Source organism: Streptomyces sp. C, from assembly GCF_000158895.1.
In the GTDB taxonomy this organism is placed as follows: Bacteria; Actinomycetota; Actinomycetes; order Streptomycetales; family Streptomycetaceae; genus Streptomyces; species Streptomyces racemochromogenes.
On record NZ_GG657750.1, the window covers coordinates 3,768,751 to 3,784,779 of the forward strand.

A 16,029-nucleotide genomic window follows, 5' to 3' on the forward strand; every position below is an offset into this window, starting at 1 on the left:
AGCCGGAAGCGGCCGTTCGCCACCGCAGGGAGGTGAAGGGACATGCAGAGAGACGGACCATACGGACGCGACGACGAGTACGCCGAACCCGCCGGAGAAACGCTGTCCACCGAGGACATCGCCCGGCCCCGGACAGACACATCGCAACAGACGGCAGACGATGACCTGACCGCCGCCCCCGACGACGAGGGGGCAGCACCCCGGACCAGAATCACGGACGAGGCCGGAAACGAGCCCGAGCCCGTAGCCGACGAACAGATCGAGTCCGAGGATGAGCCCGATTCTGCCCCGCTTCTCGGGGCCCAGGAGGCAGAACGCCTTCGCACCAGGTGGCAGGAGATTCAGCAGGGATTCGTCGATGACCCGAAACAGTCGGTGCTCGCGGCAGACGGGCTCGTCGCCGAGGTCATGCAGCTGCTCGCCACCACGTTCGCCGACCACAAGCAGGGACTCGAAGGCCAATGGCACCGCGGCGAGGAGGTCGCCACCGAGGACCTGCGCCTGGCCCTGCGCCAATACCGGTCCTTCTTCGACCGCCTGCTCAGCACCTGACCGCCGGCCCTGACCGCGACGAGTGCCCCGCCGAGGTGCTGGTCGCAAAGCACCGGCCGGTGTCTCCCCCACGCAGAGAGGATCGCGCGGGCAGTCACCGGCCGGTACGTGGGGCAGGGTCTCAGCGGACGTGGCGGCGTCCGGAGCGACGCCCGCGCAAGCCCAGGTAGACCAGGGCCGCCACGAAGACCACGATGCCGATGAACAGCAAATAGAGCATGCCTTCGGCGACCGCGCCGATGATGCCCAGCACCATCGCCACGATGACGAGAATCAAGAAAACCTTCACGACGTAGACACCTCCTCGGGCGAATGGGGCTCAGCGGCGGGCGAGCACCCGCTCACCGCCCGCGCCGGGCCGGTAGGCGAGACCGTAGTGCTGGAAGACGGCTTCCTCCTCCTCGGCCGGCAGGACGTCGTCCGTGCCGATCGAAGGGCTCTTCTTCACCAGCGCCTTGTCGTAGCCAACCTTGACGTACCCCGGCCCGACGATCGCGCCGTCCAGTGGAACGAAGACCAGCCGGTGCCGGGTGGGCAGCCCCACCAGCACGGTGGCCATGGCGGGCTCGTCCGTGCTGGTGTCCACGTAGACGGCCTCCAGCGTGCCGATCCTGTGCCCGCCCGCGTCGACCACCTCGTGGGTACGCCACTCGCGAATGTCCGCTGCCTGGATCATCCTCAGGTCCCTTCGCACGATCACAGCCCGGCCGGTGCACTTCTTAGCCTGCCCCCGCCTGACCGAGGGAACCAGCTCGGCACACCCGACAACGTCCCACGGGTCACACCGGTCCTGTGAGTCTGCTCCTGTGGGATCTCCAGACGGACGACCCGGGTGAGGCAGCCCTGTACGCAAGAGGGAGTTGCACGGGGCATCGACAGCGTGGCCCGCTTGCTTCCGCAACACCGGCGTGCGCCGCAGCCTGGGGGGGACCGGCCTTGCAGGGGTGTAAGTCGCCCAGGGGGCGCCCCGGCCCGGCGCCCGGCGAGGGCGTGCCCCATCCGTGCCCTTCGGAGGGGTAAACAGCGGTCATCACGGGTACGGAGTGACCGCAGCAGCGACCACTTCGCAGGGAAAACACGCAGGTCAGACGACCTATCACCGTGCCAGGCACCGTTGATTCCCAAGCGTATAGCGCGGGTTCGATTCCCGTCATCCGCTCCACGACAAAGCCCCAGGTCAGCGACCTGGGGCTTATTTGTTGTCTAGACCTATCGAAGCTCGCGTGCGGGCACCCGCTGGAGCCGGACGGTACTTCGGCAAGCGCGAAGACCTGCTCGACGGGGGCCACGGGCCGCTCGTCGGCGTCCTCGCGCCCCGCACCTCGGATGGAGCACGGATTCCGGCGGACCAGCTCGTCCTCGACCGCCGTCTGCACAATCGCCTTCAGCAGCCGGTAGGACGTCGCCGTCGTGGTCTTGCCCGTCGCCTTCAGCCGTTCCAGAGGGTCCCGGCGCTGATGGCGCCCCGCAGGACGTGGGCGATCTCCTCGGGCTTGAGGTTGATGCCGTCGAGCGCCTCCGCGGTCAGCGGGACCTCCTCCAGCGCGTACTCACCGCGACCCTCGGCGCTGAACTCGGGACCGGTGCGGTCGTCGAAGGACCAGGTCGTGATGCGGGCGAGATAGAAGAGCTGACGCTCCTCGTCGGACTCCAGCGTGTGGAGGAGGCGGATGATGTCGGCCTTCCCCGCGATCTCCTCGTGGATCTCCCTGTGGAGGGCGGCCTCCCGGGACTCGCCACTGGGCTCTACACCGCCGCCGGGGAGCACCCAGTACTCGGGGACGTCGGGCTTGGTGCGGTGGATGACCAGCATCGTGTCGTCGGCGGTGACGAGGACGGCGCGGACTCGTTCGATCATTTCTCTCTGCTTCCTTGCGAAGGCGGCGATGAGGACGTGGCATCCGGTCCTGGCCGAGGATGACGACCAGGCATCGGCTTCAGCGATTCAGAGCCGCGTCGAGGTGTTCTCGTACCGGCGCGAACAGACCGTACGGGACGTACTGCGGGATCTCGGCGTGGGCTACCCAGGCGACTTCGGCCAGCTCGTCGGTATCCGCGACGTGCGCGTTTCCGCCGAGCACCTCGCAAGCCGTGTAGGACACCAGCCGACCAGTGTCCGGGTGGACCCGCTCACCCAGCGGCCGTCCCGACCTCACTACCAGCCCCGTCTCCTCCTGGGTCTCGCGCACGGCTGCATCCTCCCGGCTTTCGCCAGGCTCGACCTTGCCTGCGGGGAACTGCCAGGAGAGCCGGCCCTCGCTTACGCGACGCCGCACCATGAGCACGCGGCCCTCGTGCACCACGATGGCCGCGGCGACGCCCGGGCGCTCCCCGGCGTTCTGCTGCGTCACGTCTACTCCTCCGGGACGGCCAGGATGGATGGAAAGGACATATGGACGGGGATGATCCGGGGCTGTCTAGGCAGACGGTGCGCCGCTGCGTCGGTGGCGTCCCCGCCCCCTGACAGCGGTTCTGGCCTCCCGTCCGCACTCGGGTCGGTCGGTGGGACGAGCGGGCTCATCGTGGCGGCGGATGGAGCACCAGACACGTTCCTGGAGCTCTGCGATGCAGGGGCCGCAGGCGTACATGGGCGCCTGGGCTCCGGCCACACTGACCGGGCCGATCCACAGGACGCGGGTCCATCGCTGTCCGCAGTACAGCCAGCACACCCCTTCGACCCACTCGTTGCCGTCGTTGGTGGTCGGCGGCTCGGGCAAGCCACCGCGAGCGAACTCGGCGATGCCGGGGACTGCCAGGTGGTGCGGTAAGCCTTGCTCGGTCAGCACCAGCTCACCTGTCCTGTCCGCCGTCAGCCGCAGACACGGGCATACCCACCGGGGCTCCTTCGTCAGCGCTGAGGTCGAAGCTGCCGGTCGGTGCCCACTCGTGCTCCAGGATCGAGTAGGTGATCGAGTCCCGCCAGGCTCCGTGGACGAAGACGTGGTCGCGGATCCGCCCGTCCTCGGTCATGCCCGCCCGCAGGAGGGTCCGCGCGGACGCCTCGTTGAGCGGCGAGCGTGCGGCCCATATGCGGTGGAGGCCCAGGACCTTGAAGCCGAGCGCACACAGCATGCGAACGGTCTCCGTACCGAGGCCCTTGCCCCACTCGGCGGGGTTCAGGGCGAACCCGATGGTGGCCGCCTGCTGGGGTTCGGTCGCGAGGCGCGCGTAGCCGATCAGCCGGTGTTCACCGCGCGGGGTGATGGCAAGGCAGTACTCGGTCCGGGGAGTGTCCTTCGCGGAGGCTATGGACCGGTCGACGATCGCCTGGACCTGGTCGGGGGTGCGGGGCTCGAAGCTGAGGTGCCGGGTGGCCTCGGGGTCGCCGTAGATGGCCAGGAGGCCGGCGGTGTCCTCGGGTTCGACTTCGCGCAGTGCCAGACGGGGGCCGGCCAGGTGGACTGGAGTCATGGCTGCGGAGCCTACCGGCGGGGTCACCGGACGAGGACGGACGTCGGGGTGGCCGTGAAGGCTTCGATCTCCTCGCGGAGGCCGGCCGCCGCCGCGCCTCGGTTGCGCCTGCCTTCGGCCTGGAGCGCGGCGTGGACCCGCTGGGCGCTGCTGGTGATGCCGAAGTTGCGCTGCTCGACGGGGAGGTCGAGTACCGGCTGGACGGCTTCGATGGCGCCCTCGATCTCGCCGCGGGCGATGCGGGCGAGGGCGAGGTCGGTCTGGGCGCCGGCCTCGTCGCCGAAGGCCCATTCGTCTTCCGTGGCGGTGCGGTACGCGGCGACGGCGGCCTCGGACTGGCTCTCGCCGAGTGCGGGGTCCTCGCCGAGGTGCACGGTGGCCTCGGCGACGTAGTACAGCTGCCGGGGCACCGGGAAGGTCATGATGCCGCCGAAGGCGTCGAGGTCATCGGGTTCGGCGACCGTGCGGGCTTCCTCGGCCTGCTGGATGGCGGTACGGGTGGCCTCGCCGTCGCCGAGGAGGGCGTGGGCGCGGGCGGAGAGACAGGCCAGCCAGACGCTGGTGGTGGCGCACGCTCCGTGCCACAACGTGCCAGTAGGGCCGGTGAAGAGCGGTCAACACGGGTTTCCCAGACACAGCCCAGACAGGCCAGCTGGCGCACATTCCGGCAGGTCAGAGGGCATACGCACGCCCAAGTACCGAGTGATTCCCAAGCTTATAGCGCGGGTTCGATTCCCGTCATCCGCTCCACGACAAAGCCCCAGGTCAACGACCTGGGGCTTTTGTGTTCGCGTTGAGGAAGCACACGTCGACCGAGATGGCGGCGCGCCTGGGCCGCCGGCGGCGCAGCCTGGGTCCTTGTCCAGGCGGGCGAGGCCCTGGGCAGGAGGTCGTCAGGCACGTCCCGACCGCAGGTGGCGGGAGGCTGCCAGACAGGAGGACAGCCACGTCGCCTCGGCGCGATGGATTATCAGGTCGTTAACAGTGATCATTCCCTCCAGTTGGCCGTCCACCCGTATCGAGTGGTCGCCCACGCGGTACATCTGCCAGTCCGCGTCGCTGTGCCAGAGCCTGGCGGTCTTCTCTCCCGGGCTCTGGGCGAAGACGAGTTCCTCGCCGAACTCGTTCAGGAAGTAGCCGACGTACTCCATGTCAGTGATCGCGCCACCACAAAGGCGGGCCAAGAGCGGCTCGATCGCAGGAGGGGTGGCGTTCATGCCGCGGGCTCCTCGTGCGTACCGGGGTTCTGCCCGGCAGACGAGAGCGCCAGCATCCGGGCCGCAGAATCCAACAGGGTCTCGTACGTGATCACCTCGATGCGCGCCGTATGCGTGTTGTAGGTCCGCAGCGTCTCCGCGATCTCCTGGGACGTGATGCTCCCGTTCACGTACCGCGGGTGCCCGATCACGACCGTCGCCGATGCCCTGCGTGTGTCGACGCCGTACTGCGCAAGGATGGTCTGCCGGTTCTCGTCCATGGTTCGAAGATAGTTCTGCGCCTGGGAGACTGCGTGGTGCGCCGCAGAGCCCAGCATGAGGTGGCCGCTGGGTCGTATGACGAGGTCCTTGATGTTGGCGCGCTTGAGTTCCACCACGTGCAAGGATCCGTCACCGCGCAGCAGCGGAATGTCAAGAATGGTGTCTGGAGTGTACTGACGGCGGGTCAACTCGGCGACGTACGCTCCGCCGAAGATCCACTCCTGGCTCTTCAGGCAGGCGTGGAGGGCCCTTTCGGAGCTGTCAGGGTCGTCCACCGCGGCACGCAGGGCCGCGAGGCCCGCCCGTCTAGCCTTCAATTCGAGCAGTTGGGCCAGCAGTCCCGCATCAGCGTCCGCCAAGACGTCGCCCATCATCCGGGCGGCTTCGGCTGAGGCAGGTCGGGGCAGATTCCGGAGGACTATCTCCATGCGCCCATACTCCTGTAGCCGCTTCAGGTACTTGGTGGACAGCTGGATCCCGCCCTCTCCGGTCCCGAGCCCCAGGTAATCGGTGGACCGTGCGATGCCGTGGAAGAGGGCACGGGCATCGGTGGCAGTCGCGGCGGGGTTCTCGTCGCACAGGACGTCCAAGGCGGCCACCGCCCGCTCAGCGCCCATGGCAGCCATTCGCCGCATGTACTTCTCGCTGCGCTGCCGCGCCTCCTCGTCGTAGTAGTTCTCCAAGATGTCGAGGAACAGCTCGCCTCGGGCGTAGGCGGCGAAACGTTGAAAGCGTCGGGCGAACTCGATGTCCTCGTGCAAGAGCGCCTCTTGGGCGACATCCTCCAAGCCGTCCACCAGCGGTCTGCCCTTGCCGTACGTCCCGCCGAGGCCCCCCATGATGCTCAGCACCGCGTCGATGCGCCGCTGTACGCCCGCATGCTCCGTGAGCTCTCGTGCCGCCTGAACCATGCGCCAGAGCGTGAAGCCGGATCGGAATGTCGCCATGCGGGCACCCTAGAACCGGGCACTGACAACCACCGTGGCCGGACGGAGCGCGGTGGCTCTGACGGCAGAATCTTCTTATGAGCGCTTCGACTTCCGCACCTGTTCCGCCCCGGCAACCTTTATCCCTGCAACCGGACTCGGGCCCCGCAGGATCAACTCCAATGACTGCACTGTCCTTCAACCGCCGCATCCACGTCGTCGCAGAGGTCCCGGACCGCCCAGAGGAGCTGGGCTTGCTTCAGCAGGTGTGTGAGGCGATGGACTGGCCCCTACGCGAGCCTCTGGCCCAGGAGACCAGAGTGGTCACGGATGCCGGGTGGGCAGCGCGTGTGATCGAAGTTCGCATCCGAGGAGTCCGTGAGACCGCGGTACAGGAAGCGGTGGCCACCTTGGACACGCTGGCCCAGAATGCCGAACTCTCGCTTCACTGCCGGGATGCCGCGCTCGTGGAACGCGTCCACCGGCCACAGACTGAGTGGCACCTGCGGGGCAAGCGGGCGTCCATGGGCAAACGGCTCAGCCACGCGCTCCACTTGGCCGTACGGACCGGCGAGCATGATCCGCATGCGGGTACCGTCCGGCTGGTGCGCGTCCCGGCCCAGCTCGACGAACCCCGTTCGCGTCGGCTGGCTCGCACCCGACGCGCTGCCAGGGCTGCTCTGTCGCACCATCCGTTGGCCATTCGACAGCTAGACCCAAACGTTCATGAGATCCGCAGTTCCTTGGTGTCCAAGGGCTGGCACGCTCTGGCGTTCTTGATGCTCGTCGTTACAGCAACGGCAACCTGCCTGCTCGGAGCCGGCCTCTGGCCAGCGATCGGAGCAGACAATCCACGCGTCGGTGGCCCTCTCATAGTCCTGGTCGGCGGCTATCTGATGGGAGGAACGCTTCTCGCGGTACGGCGCACCCCCACACACCGAGCTTTGCCTTGGCTGGTGCCTCTGGCCGTGCCCCTCGCAATTCCCCTGGTGCCCTGGCTCGGGACTCTCGTCCAGCGGGCGTACCTATCACCGTTCGACGTGCGTCCCGTGCCGGGTGGTGGCGGGCTGGGCGGCATGCAGGCCGGACTTTGGATGCTGTGCGTGTTCGTCGCGGCTGCGCTGGTGCCCATCGCTTACCTGGGATGGATGCGGTTCCTCGCCCCGTCCCTGCGGGTCCGAGGACCGTGGCTGTCCTGGGCGCCTGCGGTAACGCTGGGCGTAGGCATGGGCATGGCGTTCTGCCTTCTCACCCTCCACACTGCAGCGCGCAGTGGGACGGAGAACCGTGCACTCGCTGCGGCCGGCCGGGGCATCCCCGAGTACTTCGGCGTCAGCGCCCAGTACGCCTGCGTCGAGCTGACCTCCCCCGAGGCGCCGTACTACGGTACCCAGCCTGCTCGTGACCGCCCGATGGTGCTTTTTGGACAATCCGGCGATCGGGTCGAATTCTGGGATCCCACTGCCCGACGGAAGACGAGTATCCGTCTGGAGGATGCGCGCCTGGAGTCCGTTCCCAAACCCGACTCGCCGTGCGTCAGGGCCGCCCGATAGACAAGTCCTTGCGCATCAGCGTGCACATGGTCTCGTACCGGCGCAGCGAACCGTCCGGCGCCTCCACGTCCCAGGCATCGGGCTCACGGCCGTAGGCCATGTACCCCAGGCGCTCGTACAAGGCCCGGGCCCGTGGATTGCTCTCCTCCACCCCGAGGTCGGCACGCCACAGGCCGCGTGACCTGATGCGCTCCTCCGCGGCCCCGACGAGCACGGTGCCCAGACCGCACGACTGCAGCGCAGGGAGCACTGCGAGCTGCCACAGCGTGCCCGCGCCGACCGCGACCTGATAGTCGACCCCGCCGATCGCCACCGGAAGACCGGCCGGGGTACAGACCGCCAGGTAGTCCACGTCCCCGGCAGCCGCCCGTTCCAGCTCACGTGCGACCTGCACCAGATGGGTCGCCGAGCCCGACCAGGCACAGGCCGGCAGATCAGCGGACGTCAGATCACGGACAACGACAGGTACGACGACCTCGGCCGCCCCGGCATGCAAGACACTCATGCACCCATCCCAGCAGTCCGAGGAAGATCCACACACTGGATTTCGAATTCTGGGAGCCGTTCAACGCCGCGCTTCAATCGATGTGCCTGGTGGCAAGCGCAGAGGCCGCCACGGCGGCGCCAGCCGACAGACCTCGAAGAGGTCCGGCCGATCCACAGCGGCTTGCACGAGGCGCTCTTGAAGTTCGTCAACGCAGCTCGCCGCTCGCTGGACGGGTCGCAGGAACACCTTGCCCGGACAATGGGCGGCCCGTCCCCGTGGCACGGGGTCGAATCCTTCTATGCCCGAGGTGTCGGGCCCGGTGAGCACTGAGTGCGCAGGCCAAGAACCCCGACGCGTAGCCAAGACGCTCCCCCGAGTCGTACCCCGGGCACGGGCGGAAATCCCTTTCCATCACCTCGTCCGGCTGCGTCATGATCGGCGATGACGCGAAGATCCGTGGCGCGCGGTGGAGGAACTGGCAGTTGTGAGACCCAAACCGAGGCTGATCTTGCTGTGCGGCTATCAGGCTCGGGGAAGACGACGCTGGCCAAACGGCTGGCTGAGGAGATCCCGGCCGTGCGCCTGTGCCCGGACGAATGGATGGCGTCACTCGGCATCGATCTGCACGACGAGGAGACACGCGACCGGCTTGAGAGGCGATTCTGGAAGCACGCGCAGGACCTGCTGAAAGTCGGGCAGACCGTGATCCTGAAATCGAGCTTCTGGCTGCGCTCCGACCGGGACGAGAAGCGACTCGGTGCGCGCGCCCTCGGGGTCCCGGTGGAGCTGCGCTACCCGGGGGTCAGCGGCCCCAGCGCAGCGCTGCCGTCCGCACCGGTGCGTCCCACAGGCGCAGCAGTTCCTCGTCGGCCCGGCACAGCGTGACCGAGCACCCCGCCATGTCCAGCGAGGTGACGTAGTTCCCCACGAGGGTCCGGGCCACCGGGACGCCCCGAGCCGTCAGCACCCGGGCCACCTCCGCGTGGAAGCCGTACAGCTCCAGCAGCGGCGTCGCGCCCATCCCGTTCACCAGGGCCAGTACCGGCCCGTCGACGGGAGCCGCCCTCGCCATGTCGTCCAGCACAGAACCCACCGCGACCTCGGCGATCTCCCTCGCCGGCATCATCGGGCGCCGCTCCCGGCCCGGCTCGCCGTGGATCCCGATGCCCAGCTCCAGCTCGCCGTCGGGCAGGTCGAAGGTGGGACTGCCCTTGGCGGGGGTAGTGCAGGCGCTCAGCGCCACGCCGAAGCTGCCCGAGGCCTCGTTGACCCGCCGGGCGACTGCGGCGACCTGCTCCAGCGGCGCGCCCTCCTCCGCGGCCGCCCCGGCGATCTTCTCCACGAAGAGCGTGGCCCCGGTGCCGCGCCGCCCGGCGGTGTAGAGGCTGTCGGTCACGGCGACGTCGTCGTTGACCAGCACCCGCTCGACCCGGATGCCGTCCTCCTCGGCGAGCTCGGCGGCCATGTCGAAGTTCAGTACGTCACCGGTGTAATTCTTGACGACGAACAGGACCCCCTGGCCGGAGTCCACGGCCTTGGCCGCCCGCACCATCTGGTCGGGCACGGGGGAAGTGAACACCTCGCCCGGACAGGCGGCGGACAGCATTCCGTATCCGACGAAGCCGGCGTGCAAGGGCTCGTGTCCGGAGCCGCCACCGGAGACGAGACCGACCCGCCCGCCCTGCCGTGCGTCCCGCCGTACGACGACCCGGGACTCGGCATCCACGTCCAGTTCCGGGTGGGCCGCGGCCAGTCCCCGCAGGGCGTCCGCGACCACGGTCTGGGGACTGTTGATCAGCATCTTCATCGTGTGCCTCCCGGTCGGAGCCGAGGGGTGAGCGTCCGGCGCCGTCACGGAGCACCGATCACCGCGCGCCGGGCAGGCGCGTCAGCGAGGCACGCCATACGAACAGTGTGCTGCCACGCCGCGGACATCCGCGAGAGCTCGGGCGACCGCCTCGGAAAAGGATCGAGGAACCGAAGCGGGCACCGGCCTCCGCGCAACCGGGCCGCCCTCGCCTTTCCGGTACGGGCGACCCGTCTTACGCTGAACCGGGGGCTCGGGGCAGTCGAATGCCGGCCTTCGGACCGGCGGGAAGCGGGCACCCATGAAGGAGCGCCTCAAAGCACATGGGCTGGTCGGCGAACTGTCGGCCGAATTCGCGGGCACCATGATCCTCATCCTCTTCGGCTGTGGCGTCGTGGCCCAGGTCGTCGCCGGTGGAGCCCTGACAGACCCCGCGGGCGGCCTCGGAAACCACGACAGCATCGCCTGGGCCTGGGGTCTCGGCGTGACCCTGGGCGTCTACGTCGCGGCGAGGCTGAGCGGCGCCCACCTCAATCCCGCGGTGACCGTCGCCCTGGCGGCGTTCAAGGGCTTCCCGTGGAGCAAGGTGGCCCCCTACGCGCTGGCCCAGCTCGCCGGAGCCTTCGTTGCCGCCCTGATCGTCCGCTGGAACTACACCGAGGCGCTGGCGAAGGCCGACCCCGGCCACACCATCAAGACGCAGGGTGTCTTCTCCACGCTGCCGGCCAACGGGAACACGAACCTGCCGGTGACCGAGTGGGGGGCACTGCGCGACCAGATCATCGGCACCGCGATCCTGCTCCTGCTGATCCTCGCGGTCACGGACCTGCTGGGCACGCCTCCCGGTGCCAACCTGGCTCCGTTCATCGTCGGCCTGATCGTCGTGGCGATCGGCATGGCCTGGGGCACCAACGCCGGGTATGCGATCAACCCCGCCCGTGACCTCGGCCCCCGGCTGGCCAGCTTCCTCACCGGGTACGGCGGGGCATGGAGGGATCAGTACGGGAACTTCTACTTCTGGGTGCCGATCGTCGGCCCGCTGATCGGCGGTCTGCTGGGAGCCGGTCTCTACAAGTTCTTGATCGGCAGGTTCCTGCCGACCGCCGAACCGGAGCCCCCCGGACGCGTACCGACACCGGACGAGAGCTGACCTGATCCGGGGCGGGCGGACACCCCACGCCCCGTCCCCGTACGACAGCCCCACGGGCATCCCAAGAGGAGCACTCATGGCTGACTTCGTCGGCGCAGTGGACCAGGGGACCACGAGCACCCGTTTCATGATCTTCGACCACGCCGGCAACGAGGTGGCGCGGCACCAGTTGGAGCACTCCCAGATCCTCCCGCGCTCGGGGTGGGTCGAACACGACCCGGTGGAGATCTGGGAACGCACCAACTCGGTGATCCAGAACGCCCTCCGGCACGGAAACCTCGACGCCTCCGACCTCGCGGCCGTCGGCATCACCAACCAGCGCGAGACGACCGTCGTCTGGGACCCCCGCACCGGGCGCCCGTACTACAACGCGATCGTCTGGCAGGACACCCGTACCGACTCCATCGCCGCCGCACTGGAGCGCGGCAGCCAGGGCGATGTCATCCGCCGTAAAGCGGGGCTGCCACCGGCCACCTACTTCTCCGGCGGCAAGATCCAATGGATCCTGGAGAACGTCGACGGCGTGCGGGAGGCCGCCGAGCAGGGCCACGCCCTCTTCGGCAACACCGACTGCTGGGTCTTGTGGAACCTCACCGGAGGCCCCGACGGCGGCATCCACGCCACCGACGTGACCAACGCCAGCCGCACCATGCTCATGAACCTGGAGACCCTCGACTGGGACGACGAACTGCTCGGCTTCTTCGGCGTACCCCGGGCCATGCTGCCCACGATCAACCCGTCCTCCCACCCGGAGGCGTACGGACGGACTCGCACCTCCCGGCCGCTGCGCGAGGCCATTCCCATCACCGGTGTCCTCGGCGACCAGCAGGCGGCCACCGTCGGGCAGGTCTGCTACGCGCCCGGCGAGGCGAAGAACACGTACGGAACCGGCAACTTCCTGGTGCTCAACACCGGGACGGAACTGGTCCGCTCGCAGCACGGCCTGCTGACCACCGTGGCGTACCAGTTCGGCGACAGCCCCGCGGTCTACGCACTCGAAGGCTCCATCGCGGTCACCGGCTCCGCCGTGCAATGGCTGCGCGACCAGCTGAAGATCATCAGCGACGCCGCCGAGAGCGAGCGCTTGGCGAGCACCGTCGAGGACAGCGGAGGAATCTACTTCGTCCCCGCCTTCTCCGGCCTGTTCGCCCCGTACTGGCGCTCCGACGCCCGCGGCGCGATCGTCGGCCTCGCCCGCTACCACGACAACGGCCACCTCGCGCGGGCCACCCTGGAGGCCATCTGCTACCAGACCCGCGACGTGGTGGAAGCCATGGAGCAGGACTCCGGCGTCCACCTCGACGTGCTCAAGGTCGACGGCGGAGTCACGGCCAACGACCTCTGCATGCAGACCCAGGCCGACATCCTCGGCGTCCCGGTCAGCCGTCCCGTCGTCGCCGAGACGACCGCGCTCGGCGCCGCCTACGCGGCCGGGCTCGCCACCGGCTTCTGGCGGGACACGGACGAACTGCGCACCCACTGGCAGGAGTCCAAGCGCTGGACCCCCGAGTGGTCGGAGGAACGGCGCACGGAAGGGTACGACGGCTGGAAGCGGGCGGTGGAGCGCACGCTCGACTGGGCCAAGGTCGAATAGGTCCGGCGGTCCGGCCGCGCACGTGCCCGCAGCACTGAGGAGGAGACCATGGTCGATCCGGTCGCACTCTCACCGCGGGCCCGCACGCAGGCCCTCGTCGGCATGGGACAGGGCGAACTCGACGTCCTGGTCGTCGGAGGCGGCGTCGTCGGCAGCGGGGCTGCCCTGGACGCCGCCACCCGGGGCCTGAGCATCGGGCTCGTCGAAGCCCGCGACTGGGCCTCGGGCACGTCCAGCCGCTCCAGCAAACTCATCCACGGCGGCCTGCGCTACCTGGAGATGCTCGACTTCCGCCTCGTCGCCGAAGCCCTCAAGGAACGGGGCCTCCTGCTCAGGTTCCTCGCCCCCCACCTGGTACGTCCGGTGCCGTTCCTCTACCCCCTGCAACACCGCGTCACGGAGCGCCCGTACGTCGGCAGCGGCGTGCTGCTGTACGACGCGATGGCCAGGGCCTCCGGCACCTCCGGCGGCCTGCCCCACCACCGGCACCTGAGCAGGAGCCGGGCCCTGCGCGAGGCGCCGGCGCTGCGCTCCGACGCCCTGGTGGGCGCCGTCCAGTACTGGGACGCCCAGGTCGACGACGCCCGCCACACCATGTTCCTCGCCCGCACGGCCGCCTCGTACGGGGCACTGGCCGCCAACCGGGCCCGCGTCAGCCGGTTCCTGCGGCAGGGCGAGCGGGTGGTCGGCGCCGTCGTCACGGACCTGGAGAGCGGCGACGAGACGGAGGTGCGCGCCAAGCAGGTCATCAACGCGACCGGGGTGTGGACGGACGACACCCAGGCCATGGCCGGCACCCGCGGCCAGTTCCACGTCCGTGCCTCCAAAGGCGTCCACCTGCTCGTCCCCCGTGACCGCATCAACTCCCGCACCGGACTGATCCTGCGCACCGAGAAGAGCGTGCTGTTCGTCATCCCCTGGGGCCGGCACTGGATCATCGGGACCACCGACACCGACTGGACGCTCGACAAAGCCCACCCCGCCCTCAGCTCCAAGGACGTCACCTACCTGCTGGAACACGTCAACAGCGTCCTGACCACGCCCCTGGTCCCCGAAGACGTCGAGGGCGTCTACGCCGGCCTGCGCCCCCTGTTGTCCGGCGAGGCTGCGGAGACCAGCAAACTGTCCCGAGAGCACCTGGTCGCCCATCCGGTACCCGGACTCGTCGTGGTGGCGGGCGGCAAGTACACCACCTACCGGGTGATGGCCAAGGACGCGGTCGACGAGGCCGCCCGCGCCCTGGACGAGAAGGTCCCCGGCTGCGTCACGCACCGTGTCCCGCTGTTGGGTGCCGACGGCTACCCGGCGCTGTGGAACTCGCGGTACCGGCTTGCCGAACACTCAGGGCTCCATGTCGCCCGCATCGAGCACCTCCTGAACCGCTACGGCTCCCTGGCGCCCGAACTGCTCGCCCTGGTGGCGGCCGACCCCGAGCTCGGCGAGGCGCTGCCGAGCTCCGACGACTACCTGCGGGTCGAGGCCGTGTACGCGGTGACTCACGAAGGAGCCCGCCACCTGGAGGACGTCCTCGCCCGGCGAACCCGGATCTCCATCGAGTCCTGGGACCGCGGGGTGGACGCGGCGCCGACCGTGGCCCAGCTGATGGCACCTCACCTGGGATGGGACCGGGCGCACCAGGACCGCGAGGTCGACCATTACCTCAAACGGGTCGCCGCCGAGCGCGAGGCCCAGCAGCAGCCGGACGACCGGACCGCCGACGCGGTGCGGCTCGGCGCCCCCGACATCATCCCGGTGACCTGAACGGCCGCACGCGGGGGCTCCGCCACGGCGGACGCGCCCTCGCTGGTCAGGCGTGCTCGTCCGATGGCTGCTGGACAGGCTGGACCGACCAGCTTGGCGGCTCGTCGTTGCCTGAGGTGCGGCCGGCGCGGATATCCCCCGGACGCCCTCCAGTAACGGCTTGCGGGTGCAATCCTGTGCAGGGACGACCTACCAACCAGGCCCCGCCCGCGAGTGGTCCAGGCGGCTCGTGCCTCTTCCGCAGCAGTACTGCGAAGGTGTGCCCCAACCGTGCCCTTGAGAGCGGTCAACAGCGGTCAGAACCGGATCCTGAAGGGCCTCCGGGAGACCTCACCGGAACCTGTCTACGCAGGTCAGAGATGGTGTGGACGCGTTCCGCGCAGTAGATTCCCAAGCTTATAGCGCGGGTTCGATTCCCGTCATCCGCTCTTGAACGAAGGCCCAGGTCAGCGACCTGGGCCTTCGTCGTTGTCTAGACCTATCTGGGCTCGCTTGCCCTTCGCGTGCCACAACTTCCCTAACGGGGCGTCAGGTTGGTGACGTGCCCCTTGCGAGGATCACCTCGCCCGAGAAGCCCGGGCCGGACGCCGGCGGCGAGGGCACGACCATGCGCCCGGTCCCCGTCGGTGGTAGATCAGCTGGGCCCGCTCCACGACTGGCCCCCACGGGCCGCTCGTCGGCGTCCTCGCGCCCCGCACCTCGGATGGAGCACGGATTCCGGCGGACCAGCTCGTCCTCGACCGCCGTCTGCACAATCGCCTTCAGCAGCCGGTAGGCCTTCGCCATCGTGGTCTTGCCCGTCGCCTTCAGCCGTTCCGGAGGGTCCGGGTGCTGATGGCACCCCACAGGACGTGGGCGATCTCCTCGGGCTTGAGGTTGATGCCGTCGAGCGCCTCCGCGGTCAGCGGGACCTCCTCCAGCGCGTACTCACCGCGACCCTCGGCGCTGAACTCGGGACCGGTGCGGTCGTCGAAGGACCAGGTCGCGATGCGGGCGAGATAGAAGAGCTGACGCTCCTCGTCGGACTCCAGCGTGTGGAGGAGGCGGATGATGTCGGCCTTCCCCGCGATCTCCTCGTGGATCTCCCTGTGGAGGGCGGCCTCCCGGGACTCGCCACTGGGCTCGACACCACCGCCGGGGAGCACCCAGTACTCGGGGACGTCGGGCTTGGTGCGGCGGATGACGAGCATCGTGTCGTCGGCGGTGACGAGGACGGCGCGGACTCGTTCGATCATTTCTCTCTGCTTCCTTGCGAAGGCGGCGATGAGGACGTGGCATCCGGTCCTGGCCGAGGATGACGACCAGGCATC

At 69.0% G+C, this 16,029-nt stretch carries 17 protein-coding genes and 2 pseudogenes; 6 read left to right on the plus strand and 13 right to left on the minus strand.

The annotated features are described in order from the left end of the window. Positions 1-42 precede the first annotated feature (42 nt). Positions 43-552, plus strand: coding sequence for a hypothetical protein (locus tag SSNG_RS37980; protein WP_007265053.1), 510 nt, complete (start codon positions 43-45; stop codon positions 550-552). Positions 553-673: 121 nt separating this feature from the next. Here the strand turns inward: SSNG_RS37980 and SSNG_RS42150 are convergent, their stop codons facing one another. From SSNG_RS42150 to SSNG_RS16820, 9 genes and pseudogenes are all read right to left on the minus strand, one after another. Then, positions 674-841 carry a hypothetical protein gene (locus SSNG_RS42150; RefSeq protein WP_007265054.1) on the minus strand — a complete coding sequence of 56 codons (168 nt, stop codon included), beginning with the start codon at positions 839-841 and terminating at the stop codon, positions 674-676. Positions 842-871: 30 nt separating this feature from the next. Further along, the gene (locus SSNG_RS16790) at positions 872-1,228 is read right to left on the minus strand and encodes a PRC-barrel domain-containing protein (protein ID WP_007265055.1); all 357 of its coding nucleotides are present in this window, start codon (positions 1,226-1,228) and stop codon (positions 872-874) included. A 577-nt stretch (positions 1,229-1,805) separates the two neighbouring features. Beyond that, positions 1,806-1,991: pseudogene (locus SSNG_RS43860) on the minus strand (site-specific integrase); the annotation flags it as partial. Continuing rightward, positions 1,982-2,410 (minus strand): NUDIX domain-containing protein, encoded by a 429-nt coding sequence (locus SSNG_RS16795; protein ID WP_007265056.1) that lies wholly within the window; start codon positions 2,408-2,410, stop codon positions 1,982-1,984. The pseudogene SSNG_RS43860 and the gene SSNG_RS16795, both read right to left, overlap by 10 nt. A 79-nt stretch (positions 2,411-2,489) precedes the next feature. Then, on the minus strand, positions 2,490-2,903 hold the full coding sequence (locus SSNG_RS16800; RefSeq protein WP_007265057.1) for an NUDIX hydrolase: 414 nt from the start codon (positions 2,901-2,903) through the stop codon (positions 2,490-2,492). Between the two features lie 439 nt (positions 2,904-3,342). After that, positions 3,343-3,963 carry a GNAT family protein gene (locus tag SSNG_RS16805; RefSeq protein WP_007265059.1) on the minus strand — a complete coding sequence of 207 codons (621 nt, stop codon included), beginning with the start codon at positions 3,961-3,963 and terminating at the stop codon, positions 3,343-3,345. Between the two features lie 23 nt (positions 3,964-3,986). After that, positions 3,987-4,550: a hypothetical protein gene (locus SSNG_RS16810; RefSeq protein WP_007265060.1), complete on the minus strand. Its 564-nt coding sequence runs from the start codon at positions 4,548-4,550 to the stop codon at positions 3,987-3,989. Positions 4,551-4,856: 306 nt separating this feature from the next. Beyond that, positions 4,857-5,180 carry a hypothetical protein gene (locus SSNG_RS16815; protein WP_007265062.1) on the minus strand — a complete coding sequence of 108 codons (324 nt, stop codon included), beginning with the start codon at positions 5,178-5,180 and terminating at the stop codon, positions 4,857-4,859. Further along, on the minus strand, positions 5,177-6,388 hold the full coding sequence (locus SSNG_RS16820; RefSeq protein WP_007265063.1) for a Shedu anti-phage system protein SduA domain-containing protein: 1,212 nt from the start codon (positions 6,386-6,388) through the stop codon (positions 5,177-5,179). Before SSNG_RS16820 ends, SSNG_RS16815 begins: the two co-directional genes overlap by 4 nt. A gap of 161 nt (positions 6,389-6,549) precedes the next feature. Between SSNG_RS16820 and SSNG_RS41190 the strand changes: the two genes are divergently transcribed. After that, entirely contained in the window at positions 6,550-7,920 is a 1,371-nt protein-coding gene (locus SSNG_RS41190) for a hypothetical protein (protein ID WP_007265064.1), read from the plus strand. On the opposite strand, the gene SSNG_RS16835 is transcribed toward SSNG_RS41190, so the two are convergent. After that, positions 7,904-8,425 (minus strand): GNAT family N-acetyltransferase, encoded by a 522-nt coding sequence (locus tag SSNG_RS16835; RefSeq protein WP_042801187.1) that lies wholly within the window; start codon positions 8,423-8,425, stop codon positions 7,904-7,906. The genes SSNG_RS41190 and SSNG_RS16835 overlap by 17 nt on opposite strands. Positions 8,426-8,848: 423 nt before the next feature. On the opposite strand from SSNG_RS16835, the gene SSNG_RS39820 reads away from it, so the two are divergent. Beyond that, the gene (locus tag SSNG_RS39820; RefSeq protein ID WP_206731304.1) at positions 8,849-9,292 is read left to right on the plus strand and encodes an AAA family ATPase; all 444 of its coding nucleotides are present in this window, start codon (positions 8,849-8,851) and stop codon (positions 9,290-9,292) included. On the opposite strand, the gene dhaK is transcribed toward SSNG_RS39820, so the two are convergent. Next, positions 9,210-10,214, minus strand: a complete 1,005-nt coding sequence (dhaK, locus tag SSNG_RS16840; RefSeq protein WP_007265067.1) for a dihydroxyacetone kinase subunit DhaK — start codon at positions 10,212-10,214, stop codon at positions 9,210-9,212. The genes SSNG_RS39820 and dhaK overlap by 83 nt on opposite strands. A 301-nt stretch (positions 10,215-10,515) precedes the next feature. On the opposite strand from dhaK, the gene SSNG_RS16845 reads away from it, so the two are divergent. The 3 genes from SSNG_RS16845 (at position 10,516) to SSNG_RS16855 (ending at position 14,719) form a co-directional block, all read left to right on the plus strand. Next, positions 10,516-11,364, plus strand: coding sequence for an MIP/aquaporin family protein (locus SSNG_RS16845; RefSeq protein WP_007265068.1), 849 nt, complete (start codon positions 10,516-10,518; stop codon positions 11,362-11,364). Between the two features lie 76 nt (positions 11,365-11,440). Continuing rightward, positions 11,441-12,958, plus strand: a complete 1,518-nt coding sequence (gene glpK / locus SSNG_RS16850) for a glycerol kinase GlpK (RefSeq protein ID WP_007265069.1) — start codon at positions 11,441-11,443, stop codon at positions 12,956-12,958. A 48-nt stretch (positions 12,959-13,006) separates the two neighbouring features. After that, on the plus strand, positions 13,007-14,719 hold the full coding sequence (locus SSNG_RS16855; RefSeq protein ID WP_007265070.1) for a glycerol-3-phosphate dehydrogenase/oxidase: 1,713 nt from the start codon (positions 13,007-13,009) through the stop codon (positions 14,717-14,719). Between the two features lie 669 nt (positions 14,720-15,388). Here SSNG_RS16855 and SSNG_RS43865 read toward each other — a convergent pair. Both SSNG_RS43865 and SSNG_RS16860 read right to left on the minus strand, forming a co-directional pair. After that, positions 15,389-15,535: pseudogene (locus tag SSNG_RS43865) on the minus strand (site-specific integrase); the annotation flags it as partial. Further along, on the minus strand, positions 15,526-15,954 hold the full coding sequence (locus tag SSNG_RS16860; protein ID WP_007265072.1) for an NUDIX domain-containing protein: 429 nt from the start codon (positions 15,952-15,954) through the stop codon (positions 15,526-15,528). The gene SSNG_RS16860 and the pseudogene SSNG_RS43865, both read right to left, overlap by 10 nt. Positions 15,955-16,029: the final 75 nt, after the last annotated feature.